The sequence below is a fragment of the Planctellipticum variicoloris genome (genome assembly GCF_030622045.1).
GTDB lineage: Bacteria > Planctomycetota > Planctomycetia > Planctomycetales > Planctomycetaceae > Planctellipticum > Planctellipticum variicoloris.
Window position 1 is genome coordinate 487823 of the sequence record NZ_CP130886.1, and the last position, 11206, is coordinate 499028.

The window sequence follows — 11206 nt, forward strand, 5'->3', positions numbered from 1 at the left end:
CGCAAGAATGTTATGTCCCTGACGCAAACGAGCTTTGTGCCGAAGCGGGAGAACAGAGAGAATGGGTGGTGTGGAAGTTGTGGCGATACCGTGGGGACTTTACGGTCGAAACAAGAGCGGCATCAGTTCGCAGCCCCGGTCCAGGCACAATCCGCTCGCCGCGGCGACCGCTTCGTCGTATGTCTCCGCTCCGGCTGGAGTGATGCCGGTCCCGCACAGGGCGAACGGGACGTAGCCGTGGCTGTGGGTCTTGGTCCGCAGAAATGTCGGGTGGTCGGGACAGATCAGCAGCCGATAGTCACCCTGATTCCGCAGGTATTCGTGCACCGGCGCGACGATGTGACGGTCCATGTTCTCCAGCGCCCGCACTTTCTCTGCGGCATTCCCTTCATGCGAGGCCTCGTCGGTCGCTTCGACGTGGACGACGACAAAGTCCGTGCCGGACCTGAGGGTTTCGATGGCGGCCTGTCCCTTGCCGGCGTAGTTGGTGTCGAGATACCCGGTGGCCCCTTCGACCTCCACCACCTGCCAGCCCAGCAACCGGCCCATTCCGCGGAGGAGGTCCACGGCGGTGATCACGGCGGCGGTCTTCCCGAATCGGTCCAGGAACGGCGTCAGCGCCGGTCGCTGGCCCTGTCCCCACAGCCAGATCTGCGTGGCGGGGTGAGTGCCGCGCGACAGGTTCTCGGGAACCCCGCGAAAGACGTCGACGCTCTGTCGCATGAGCTGCAGCAGCGCTTCAGATCCCGGTCCCTGCGGCAGATGCGGGGCGATTGGTTGATCGGTAATGTCGTGTGGCGGCGTGGTGAACGTCTCGCTGCTGAAGGGACCTTTGCAGTCGCCAGCGCGATACATCAATAGATTGCGATAACTCACTCCCGGGCAGAACTGCCAGTGGCTGCCCGACGGAAGCGCCTGCTGCATTTTCTCCAAGAGCAGCCGCCCCAGTTCACTGGAGATCTGCTCGGCGGTGAAACTCTTCATGACGCCGTCGAGAACGGTCACCAGATTGCAGCGAACGGCCCAGTCGTTGTCGCCAAGTTCGATTCCCTGCGCGGCGGCTTCGATCGGGGCGCGGCCGGTATGGAACCGCAGCGGGTCGTAGCCGAAGAGACTCATCGTGCCGACGTCGGATCCTGAGGGCATTGAAGCCGGCACATGATCGGCCCGCCCGACGACGCCTGAGCTGGCGACGGCATCCATCTGGGGAATCTCCGCCGCCTGCAGCGGCGTTTTGCCTCCCAGGGAAGGCTGGGGTTCGTCAGCGACGCCATCGGGAATGATCAGGACGTATTTCATGGGTCGGCAAGTTTTCGTCATTGCGTGGATTGGGTGACTCGAACCCGGATTATGGCCGGGCAGCCCGCGGATTTTCGAGTCCGGTGCGTCTACTCGATTTCAAACTTTGCGGCCATCGGCATCCGGCGTCCGCTGCCAAAGGCCCGCGGCGAGAGCTTGATGCCGGGGGGCATCTGCCGGCGCTTGAATTCGTTGCGGTCGAGCCGGCGGGCGACCCATTTCACCGTTTCCGCCGGGTGCAGTTTGCTGAGAGTCTCGACCGACAGTTCGTCCTCGACCAGCCCCTGCAGGATGGCATCCAAAACGGGGTAAGGGGGGAGGGTGTCCTGATCGAACTGGTCGGGGGCCAGTTCGGCGCTGGGGGGCTTGTCGATCACATGCCGGGGGATGACTTCCCGGCCCTCGCGGACATCGTTGATGTAGCGGCAGATGGCGTAGACGTCGCGTTTCAGCAGGTCGCACAGGACGGCGAAGCCGCCGGCCATGTCGCCGTAGAGCGTGCAATAGCCGACGGCCAGTTCGCTCTTGTTTCCAGTGGCCAGCGCCAGCCAGCCGTAGTGATTGCTGCGGATCATCACCATCGCCCCGCGGATGCGGGCCTGCAGGTTCTGATCGGCCAGCCCCGCGGGCGACAGGGCCAGATCCGCTCCGACGACGGGAGTGGCCTCATAGGACTTGTGGACGGCGTCGATCGGCACGATCTGAGCGTCGATTCCCAGGTTTTCCGCCAGTTTGCGGGCGTCGCTGATGCTGTGGTCGGTACTGTAGCGGCTGGGCATCAGCAGACCGTGAACGTGATCCGGGCCGCAGGCTTTGGCGGCAATATAGGCGGCGAGCGTGCTGTCGATTCCGCCCGACAACCCCAGCACGCAGTCGGTGAAACCCGACTTCCGCATGTAGTCCCCGAGGCCCAGAATGAGTGCATCGAGCAGATCGGCGGGCGGCGGAACGTCGCGCGGCGGAACGGGCTGCGGCAATCGGTCCAGGTCGACCATTGCGAACTGTGACTCAAAGCCCTTCAGCCGGAGGATACAGCTTCCGCGTCCATCAAGCACAACGCTGTGGCCGTCGAAGACCAGGTCGTCGTTGCCGCCGGCCTGATTGACAAAGACAAACGGCAGGTGATGGCGGTCGACGTGCCGACGGAGAATTCCGTCCCGGCGGTTTACCTTGCCCGCCTCAAACGGGCTGGCGGAAACATTGATCAGAATCTCTGCCCCCGCCGCGGCGAGTTGGGCCACCGGATCGGGCAACAGATACGGGTCCGTGTGGTAAAACGTGTCCGCCTCGCCCCACCAGGCGTCCTCGCAGATATGCACGCCCAGCTTCCGACCTCGGAATTCGATGGGGCGGACGCGATCGGCGGGGCGGAAGTAGCGCCGCTCGTCAAAGACGTCATAGTTCGGCAGGAGCAGTTTGTGGATCGTGTCGACGATCTGGCCGTCGGCCAGCAGGCTGCAGGCGTTGGCGACCCGGTCATCCGGCAAGCCGCGGGCCGACGGATGCCCGACCAGCAGAGCCAGCCGGCCGCCGGCCGTCCGGGCGGCCAGCTTCTCCACGGCCCGGTCGCAGGCGACCGCAAAGCCTTCCCGCAGCAGCAGGTCCTTGGGGGGATAGCCGCTGATGACCAGTTCGCTGCAGACCAGCAGATCGGCGCCCGCCGTTTCGGCCTCGGCAATTGCCCGTTCGATCAGCCGGATGTTCCCCGACAAATCCCCCACAGTCGGGTTGAGCTGAGCCAGCGCAATCTTCATTCGACACACATTTTCAAGAGGACGACCGAAATCGGGTCCGGCGGGGCGCCCGATGCCGTTCCGCATGCAGTCGGCCCGACGCATTTCGCCCGGAACTCGCGGATGGGTATACTACCCGAACATCGATTTGACCCGTACTGTGCCGACGTGCCGGGAAGGATTCTCCGTGTCCGCCAGCTCCCTCATGCTCTTGACGGTCCTGATTGCGCCCTGGTTCGCCGACGCCGACGAACCGGGCTATGTTGCCCAGGTCGACGGTCAGAAGATTTCGATCCGCGACGTCACGTTTCTGGCGGAGCTGCGCGGCGAACCGCTCGACCGTGGAGCGAAGATTCCCGATCGCATCGTCGACGAGGCCATCGACCGAGAGCTGATCCGGCAGTTTCTCGCGGAGAAAAAGGTCACTGCCCATCCGGAACTTCTCGCCCAGCAGTTGCAGCAGGTCGAGGCGCTGATTCGCCGTCGGCAGGAGGAGCCAGAGGCGTTCCTCACGCGGCTCGGGTTCACGCAGGAACAGCTCGAACAGGAGCTTTCGCTGCCGCTGGCCTGGGCGGAATACGTCCGACGAACGGTTCATGCAACGCAGATTCGCCAGTATTTCGACGAGCATCGGTCCGAGTTCGACGGGACAAAAATCCGCGCCCGGCACATTGTTCTACAGCTTCCCAAAGACGCGCCTCCGAAGGATCTTGAGATCCGTCAACAGCGACTGGCCGCCGTTCGCAAGGAAATTCTGGCCGGCCAACGAGACTTCGCCGCCGCCGCCCGCGAGATCTCCGAGTCTCCCAGTAAAGAAACTGGCGGCGACCTGGGGATCATTCCTTTCCGCGGTCGAATTCCCGCTTCGGTGGCGCAGGCCGCCTTTCGCCTCCAGTCCGGCGAGATCACCGAACCGGTGGTCAGTCCGTTCGGCGTCCATCTGGTGTTCGTCGAGGAGCGGATTCCCGGGCAATTAAGCCTGGAAGACGCACGGCCGCAGATTCTGGAGGTGTTCGGCAAGGGGATCTGGGAGCAGACTGCGAAACAGCAGCGGGGCAAAGTGAAGATCACTCGCCCCAAACTGTAGTGGCGACCGCTGCTGACTTCCGCTGAAGCGTTTCCTCCCCCTTACTTCCGTCAAGAACGTCGCACTATGGAGCCCGCCGAACCGCCTTCCACGACCAGCCCGGACTCAACACCGGACTGGACGCAGATGCTGGCTGGCTGGCTGATCGGGCTGTGGCCGTTTCTGGGGATCGGAGCCCTGATCCTCGCGGCGCTCGCCTGGTTTCCGGCGTCGCGACTGCAGTTCGAACAGTCGATTGAGTCGCTTTACGCCGAGTCTCACCCGCGGCTGATCGATTACCGCGTCAGCCGGAACACGTTTGGCGGTGACGAATTCGTCATCGTCTCCTACGCCGATCCCGATCTGTTCGAAGATGCCGAATCCAACAAGCTGTCGCAGGCGGCGCAGGATCGGATCAACGCTCTCGCGGATAAAATCCGTGCTCTGTCGGGCATCGAGCCGGGGAGCATTCAGAGTCTGGCCGACGCGCTCCGGTTTCCATACGGCCGCAGCAAGATCCGGGAGTTCCTGACGGGAATTCTGCTGGGTTCCGACGGCGTGACGACGGCGATCGTCGCGCGGCTCAAGCCGCCCGGGGCCGCGGCGCCGCCCCGGGCGGAAACCTTCCGTGAGATCCGGGAGATTGCCGCCGCGCACGAACTGCCCGCTGTAGTAGTCGGAGAACCGATCCAGGTCCACGAGATGTTTCGCTATGTGGAAGAAGACGGGGGCACGCTGGGGGCGGCGTCGACCGGTCTGCTGATGATCGTGATTATCGTTCTGTTTCGCAGCCTGCGCTGGATGCTGCTGCCGATTATTGTGGTGCAGGTCTCGCTCCTCTGGACGCGGGCGGTGCTGGTCTTGAGCGGGCTGCAGCTCAGCATGGTCAGCTCGATGCTGAATTCACTGGTGACGATCATCGGCATTGCCACAGTCATGCACGTCACTGTCCGCTATCGAGACAAACGGGCGACGCTTGGCCGGGTCGACGCCGCCCGGGCGACGTTGGCGGAATTGATCGTGCCGACATTCTGGACCATTGTGACCACGGCCTCGGGCTTTGCCGCGCTGATCACCAGCCACATTCTGCCGGTCGCAAGCTTCGGCGTGATGATGACGCTGGCGACCCTGATGGTTGCTGTCGCCGCGGCGGCGATCGTACCGGCGGGAATCCTGCTGGGCCGGGTCACTCAGACTCCATCCGTTGTCCCGGCCGAACATCTGATCGCCGGTGCGCTCTCTCGGATCACGGGGGCGGTTGAACGGGCGCCGCTGCTGATTGGCGTCAGCATGGCGACGCTGATGACCGTCTGCGGAGCCGGGCTGTTTCGTCTCCAGGTGGAAACGGACTTCAGCAAGAATTTCCGGGCGGAAAGCCCGGTGGTGAAGGCGCTGGAGTTCTTTGAATCCAAGCTGGGGGGGGCGGGAACCTGGGAAGTGAGCTTTCCGGCTCCGGCTCGGTTGACCGAAGAATTTCTCGGTCAGGTCCGCGGGCTGGCTGACGACCTGCGTCAGCTCGAACTTCGCACGACGCAGGATCGACTGACCAAAGTCGTTTCGATCACGGATGGGCTGGACCTGATTCCCGAGCGGATTCTGTTCACTCGGCTGTCGCTGGAGACCCGGCTGGGCCTCCTCAGCGGCATTCAGTCCGAATTCACCTCCAGCCTCTACAACCCCAAAGCCGGCCGGATGCGGATCATGCTGCGGGCCATGGAGCGGCAGCCTTCCGAGACAAAACTCAAGCTGATTGAGGACGTCGAACAACTGGCCCGCAAGCGGTTTCCGGAATCGAACGCCACCGGGCTGTTTGTCCTGCTGACGTTTATTATTGAAAGTCTGATGAGCGACCAGCTCACCAGTTCGCTCCTGGCGGGGGCGGCGCTGACCATTCAGATGTCGATCGCGTTTCGCAGTCTGCGGATCGGCCTGATTTCACTGATCCCTAATATTTTTCCGATTTTGCTGGTCATCGGTACGATGGGCTGGATCGGACTGCCGGTGAACATTGCCACCGCGATGATCGCCAGCGTCTCGCTCGGACTGACGGTCGATTCCAGTGTGCACTATATCACGTCGTATCACGCCGCCAGACGTCGCGGCGCCTCGGTCAGCGAAGCACTTGACGCCACCAGCCAAGGGGTCGGGCTGGCCCTGGTGTTTGCCAATGTGGCGCTCGTGGCGGGATTTTCGGTGCTGACCCTCTCGCACTTTATCCCGCTGGTCTATTTTGGAATTCTCGTGAGCGTCTCGATGCTGGGCGGCTTGTTCGGCAATCTCGTACTGCTACCGCTTCTCTTGCGGATGGTGGACGCAAGGCCATATGGCTCTTCCGATCCCGCCCCCGCATGCGACGTGTGAGACTTTCCGCCCGCTTGCGTCCTGTCCGCAGCGGGAAAGTGCCTGGCAGGGCGATTCCAGGGAGCCAATGACGGCACCGTCCCGCAATGCATGGTCTCAGCAGATCGCCGGGTGGTACGAGGCGTACGCGCGGGAGTTGTGGGCGCTGTATTACACGATCTGCAGCGACCCGGAGCGGTCGACGGAGGCGGTGCAGGAGGCGTTTCTCCGGCTGCAGGAACACCGGGGAGAGCCGATTCGCGATCCCAAAGGCTGGTTGTTGTTCGTGGGACGCAACTGGCTGCGGGATCAGGCCCGACGGAAAGCCAGTTCGGTGAAATCCAACGTCGAGTTTCACGACCTGACAGAGTCCCACAGTGGGCCGGAAGAGGAGTTTTTCCGACATGAGCTGCAGCTTTCCATGCGGGAGGCGCTCGCGGAGCTGCGGGAGGAGGATCGGGAAGTGCTGGTCCTGCGGTACGCGCTCGGCTGGTCCTCCCAGAGAATCGGCGAACAGCTCGGGGTTCGGGCCGCTTCGGTCGATATGCGACTGACGCGCGCCCGCCAGCGCCTGGCCGTCGTCCTGAACCGCATGCAGATCGAACCTCCCGAAAGCGACTGATTCGTTTCCCGCAAACCGACCCTTGCCCCCGATTGCAGCCTGAGAGCCATGACTGATTCCCATCCCTGGACCGACGCCGATGTCGACCGCGCACTGACGCGGTTCTTCGCCGCCGAATGGCCGTCGGAAATGCCAGGCGTCCCGCCGCGGCCTGCGATCCGGCAGTCGCCGGCCCCGGCCCGCCGACAACGTCGCCAGGCGACGCGCGGGACAGTGGCGACGATCGTCTCGGCAATCGTTGTGGCCGGGCTGCTGATTGTGATCGCTCCGCCAGACCGACAACCGCCAGCCGTCATTCAAACGACAGAGAAGCCGCCTCAGGAAGTCGTCGTGACCGTGACGGAACCGGGGCCGCGGGAAATCTTTGCGACGACCGCCGGCCTGATGCGGCAACAGACGGACCTGAAGGTGACCACGGTTTCGTGGGTTGCTCCGGATTCCGGCGAAGCGATCGAGTGGCAAGTTCCCGAACTGGCGATCGACATTGTGCCCGTGGCATCCAACGATGCAGGAGACCATTGATGACTTCGCCAATCTGCCGAAGCCTGATTGCCGTCATTGCCTCCACTGCATTGCTGGCGATCGAATTGCCGCGCACCGCCGCGCAGGATTCCGGCCAGCCGACCGAAACGGTGACCCGCCAGACGGAGGTCTATCTCGGTGTCATCACCGAACCGGTTTCCGAAGCGATGGCGACGCAATTGCGCCGGCAGTTGCCGGGCGGACGTGGCCTGCTGGTCAAACGCCTGCTCCCCGGTTCGCCCGCGGAACGGGCCGGGCTGCGGCCAATGGATATCATCGCAGCCACCGACGGCCAGCCGGTCGGACGTCCGGATGATCTCAAAGAGCGAGTTGTCCGTCGCAAGCCCGCCGAGCTCCTGAAGATGAGCGTGATCCGCGAGGGGGAAACGCAATCGCTCGACGTCCCTCTGGGGGAGCGGACCGTCTCGACGCTGATTGCCCGACATTTCCCTCCGCAGGCAGGATCCGGCGGAGCGGAACGCTCCCTGTTGCCAGAACCGACAGATGCCCTGGCGGCCGTGGAAACCATTCCCCGCACGCTGCATGCCCTGACGCTGCGGACAAAAGACGGCCGACAGTTCAATCTGAGCCTCGAGTATCTCGATGCCAAAGGCCAGCCGCAGGCCGCAGCGCTGTCGGGAGACGTGACGACATTGCGTGAGGATCTCAAATCTTTGCCCGAGGCGGTCCAGCAGGCCGCCGGCCGGCACCTCGACGCCGCGGAACGCGAGAAACTCCTGGCCCGCACTGTGCAGTTTCGTTGCAGTCCCGGGCAGCTTGGCGCGGAACGGACGCTGCAGATCAGCGTCCGGCAGCCAGAGGCGTCGGGAGCGGTCCGCTGGTTCGAACTGGAACGCACCATCGCGGCCGGCCCCGGCTCCATGCGACTGTCCCAGACGCTCGATCTGCCGGAAGTCCAGTCTCAGCTCAGCGACATGGACCCGGCCGTCCGCGCCCGGATCGAGCAGACGCTCAAGACAGCGTCGCTGCCCGCCGTGGGCCTGAAGCGGGAAGAGTCGCAGTAGGCAGGATCGCGCCCGGCAGCGTTCGCTCACTCCTCCGTCAGCGATCCCACCCCAACCGTCGCCGTCTGTCCCAGCGGCCACTGCTCGATCAGCCGGTGCATGTCGTCCAGCGTGATCCCCCGGAGGATGGCCAGGTCGTCGGCGACCGAACGGTATTCCCGCCGGGTCAGCCAGTTCCCCCCCAGCGATGACAGCCGGCCCATCGGACGTTCGCCTCGCAGGACGATCCGCGTGCTGACCTTGTTCCGAGCCAGCTCCAGCTCGTCCGCCGTGATCCCGTCCCGGTTCAGCGTCTCGTAGATCGCCCGGATCCGCTCGCGGTTCTCGCGGACCAATTCCGCTTCGCAGCTCAGATACGTCAGATAGGTGCCGGCGTCTTCGTAGTCGTTGTAGCTGATTTCCGCGACCTCGGCGTGGCCGGGATCGACCAGGTCCCAGTAAAGCCGGCTGCTGGAATCGTCGCCGACGATGACCGTCAGCAGTTCCGCCGCGTAACGCAGCGGATCGGCGCCGTTCGGGGCCGCCGCCAGCTCCATCACCTGTTCGAGCTGGACGGAGTCTTTGACGATCCATTCCCGGGATGCGACCGGCTGTGGCGGACGCTTTGTTCGCGGTGAATCGCCGGCCGGCCAGTGACTGCAGTGCTGACGGGCCAGTTCGAGCACCGTTTGCCAGTCGGTGCGGCCGGCGACCGCCAGCGTGATGTTCCCAGCCCGGTAATTTGCGGTGTGATAATCCCGCATCTGCGCGGAAGTCAGCCCGCCGACGGATTCACGCGTTCCGAGGACCGAGCGACCGAGCGGATGTCCGGCGAAGAACCGGCGCATGGAGTGTTCGTAGGCGACGAACGACGGCTGATCGTCGTACATGCCGATTTCTTCGAGGATGACCTGCTTTTCCATGTCGAAGTCGGTCTCCCGCAACGACGGAAACAGGACACTCGACTGAAGTTCGAACGTCTGCGGCAGATACTCGGGGAGAATCGCCGAGTAGAACATCGTGCTCTCTTCGCCCGTCGCCGCGTTGTACTGCGCGCCGACTTCGTCGAAGACGCGGTTGACGTCTTCGGCGGAGAACTTCTCCGTCCCTTTGAAGGCCATGTGTTCGAGGAAATGGCTGACGCCGGAGACTTCGTCGGTTTCGTCGCGCGAGCCGGCCCGTACGAAGAACCCGAAGGCCACGCTCTGGACGGTGGTGTCGAGTTCGGCGATGACCTGCAGGCCGTTTTCGAGCGAAGCGTGGTGAAACTGAGGCATGGGAGACGGTTCCGCGGAGAAGTCGGTCGCTAGGATTTACGGAGCGGGATGGCTGAACGGTTCAGACCTGAGCCAGCGGCTCCGGACCGACGGTCAGGATCGAAAAGCTTTCGGCCGGGTGGCGCCGCAGATAGTCCAGCACGCTGTCGACGGTGAGGGCTTCGATCCGCCCGCGGACTTCTTCGAGGGACGTGACTCGTCCGAGGTGGAACCAGTCGCGGGCCGCCGAGGACGCCCGCGCTCCGGTGGATTCCTGGGCCATGATCAGCGAGCTCTTGGCCCGGGCCTGGCAGCGGGCGAGTTCCGCCGGCTCGATGCCGTTTGCAAGACGTTTCAGCTCGACGAGCAGCACATCCAGCGTGGCCTGCGCCCGCTCGGAGGTAGTCCCCGCATAGCAGAGCACCCGGCCGGCGTGCCGCAGAGAATGCAGCGAGGCGTAGACCGAATAGCAGAGACCTCGCTTTTCGCGGACTTCCGTAAACAGCCGGGAGCTCATGCCTCCGCTGAGGATGTCCACAGCCGCCCACGCCGCATAGTAATCGGGGTCGCGGTACGGCACCGCGGGAAACGCGACGCCGATATGCGTCTGCGTGGAGTCCTGCGTGAGATGGGAGAAGCCGGGGGTGAAATCGCCGGTCTCGGGGGGGGCTCCGTCGACGGGCGGCCGATCCCAGCCCGCGAAGGCGGCTTGAATCTGCGGGATCAGCCGGTCGGGATCAAACTTCCCGGCGAGGCCCAGAATGGCGCCCTGGGGACGAATTCGATCCTGGCAGAATTGTCTGACGCTGTCGGGCGTCGCCTGTTCGAGGTCCGTCAGGTTTCCTTCCGAGGGACGGCCCCAGGGATCCGGATAGCTGCGGCGGGTCAGTTCGACCATGACCTTTTTTTGAGGATCGTCTTCGATCGCCAGCAACGATTGCTCGGCTCCCGCGATGACCGGTTCGAAGAATTCCTCTTCCAGTCGGGGCGCCCGGACGAGCTCGCCGTACAGCTTGAGGATCGCTGGCAGGTTGTCGCCCAGGCACGCACCGTGAAAAGCCATCTGGTGGGCGGCGACGGACTCGTGCCGCTGGACTCCGAGGTGATCGAGCGCGTCTGAGAACTCGCGATTGCCGTAGGGGCCGGCCCCGCGGAGCATCCAGTCGACCGCTGCGGCCGCAGTTCCTCCGCCGCCCTCCGGTTCCCAGCTCGTCCCTGCCGGGACCAGCAGCGAGAAGGCTGCAGACTCGACGTCCGCCATCGGTTCCAGAATCAAGGTGAGTCCGCCGCCGGCGGGCGGAGGAACGATGACGGGCGGAATGCTCATGCAGCACAAAGTCTCGGAGGAAGCGGACTTCCGCAGA

General features: G+C 64.0%; 9 protein-coding genes. 5 read left to right on the top strand and 4 right to left on the bottom strand.

What is annotated here, in order from left to right:
- Positions 1–99: 99 nt before the first annotated feature.
- Positions 100–1299, bottom strand: a complete 1200-nt coding sequence (locus SH412_RS01940) for a cofactor-independent phosphoglycerate mutase (protein ID WP_336521820.1) — start codon at positions 1297–1299, stop codon at positions 100–102.
- A gap of 89 nt (positions 1300–1388) precedes the next feature.
- The gene (locus SH412_RS01945) at positions 1389–3053 is read right to left on the bottom strand and encodes an NAD+ synthase (RefSeq protein ID WP_336521821.1); all 1665 of its coding nucleotides are present in this window, start codon (positions 3051–3053) and stop codon (positions 1389–1391) included.
- Positions 3054–3219: 166 nt separating this feature from the next.
- Between SH412_RS01945 and SH412_RS01950 the strand changes: the two genes are divergently transcribed.
- From SH412_RS01950 to SH412_RS01970, 5 genes are all read left to right on the top strand, one after another.
- Positions 3220–4119 carry a peptidylprolyl isomerase gene (locus SH412_RS01950; RefSeq protein ID WP_336521822.1) on the top strand — a complete coding sequence of 300 codons (900 nt, stop codon included), beginning with the start codon at positions 3220–3222 and terminating at the stop codon, positions 4117–4119.
- A 66-nt stretch (positions 4120–4185) separates the two neighbouring features.
- Complete coding sequence (locus SH412_RS01955; protein ID WP_336521823.1) at positions 4186–6459, top strand: efflux RND transporter permease subunit; 2274 nt, start codon at positions 4186–4188, stop codon at positions 6457–6459.
- A gap of 67 nt (positions 6460–6526) precedes the next feature.
- A complete protein-coding gene (locus SH412_RS01960) occupies positions 6527–7060 on the top strand; it encodes an RNA polymerase sigma factor (RefSeq protein ID WP_336521824.1) in 534 nt (177 codons plus the stop codon).
- Between the two features lie 48 nt (positions 7061–7108).
- The gene (locus tag SH412_RS01965) at positions 7109–7582 is read left to right on the top strand and encodes a hypothetical protein (protein WP_336521825.1); all 474 of its coding nucleotides are present in this window, start codon (positions 7109–7111) and stop codon (positions 7580–7582) included.
- A complete protein-coding gene (locus SH412_RS01970; RefSeq protein WP_336521826.1) occupies positions 7582–8607 on the top strand; it encodes a S1C family serine protease in 1026 nt (341 codons plus the stop codon). Before SH412_RS01965 ends, SH412_RS01970 begins: the two co-directional genes overlap by 1 nt.
- A gap of 26 nt (positions 8608–8633) precedes the next feature.
- Here the strand turns inward: SH412_RS01970 and SH412_RS01975 are convergent, their stop codons facing one another.
- Complete coding sequence (locus SH412_RS01975; RefSeq protein WP_336521827.1) at positions 8634–9863, bottom strand: M16 family metallopeptidase; 1230 nt, start codon at positions 9861–9863, stop codon at positions 8634–8636.
- A gap of 61 nt (positions 9864–9924) precedes the next feature.
- The gene (locus SH412_RS01980) at positions 9925–11169 is read right to left on the bottom strand and encodes a M16 family metallopeptidase (protein ID WP_336521828.1); all 1245 of its coding nucleotides are present in this window, start codon (positions 11167–11169) and stop codon (positions 9925–9927) included.
- Between the last annotated feature and the right edge of the window lie 37 nt (positions 11170–11206).

What these genes read in the sequence shown, in the direction of transcription:
- SH412_RS01940 (WP_336521820.1), bottom strand. Translation starts at nt 1,299, where the DNA reads ATGAAATACGTCCTGATCATTCCCGATGGCGTCGCTGACGAACCCCAG.
- SH412_RS01945 (WP_336521821.1), bottom strand. Translation starts at nt 3,053, where the DNA reads ATGAAGATTGCGCTGGCTCAGCTCAACCCGACTGTGGGGGATTTGTCG.
- SH412_RS01955 (WP_336521823.1), top strand. Translation starts at nt 4,186, where the DNA reads ATGGAGCCCGCCGAACCGCCTTCCACGACCAGCCCGGACTCAACACCG.
- SH412_RS01960 (WP_336521824.1), top strand. Translation starts at nt 6,527, where the DNA reads ATGACGGCACCGTCCCGCAATGCATGGTCTCAGCAGATCGCCGGGTGG.
- SH412_RS01965 (WP_336521825.1), top strand. Translation starts at nt 7,109, where the DNA reads ATGACTGATTCCCATCCCTGGACCGACGCCGATGTCGACCGCGCACTG.
- SH412_RS01970 (WP_336521826.1), top strand. Translation starts at nt 7,582, where the DNA reads ATGACTTCGCCAATCTGCCGAAGCCTGATTGCCGTCATTGCCTCCACT.
- SH412_RS01975 (WP_336521827.1), bottom strand. Translation starts at nt 9,863, where the DNA reads ATGCCTCAGTTTCACCACGCTTCGCTCGAAAACGGCCTGCAGGTCATC.
- SH412_RS01980 (WP_336521828.1), bottom strand. Translation starts at nt 11,169, where the DNA reads ATGAGCATTCCGCCCGTCATCGTTCCTCCGCCCGCCGGCGGCGGACTC.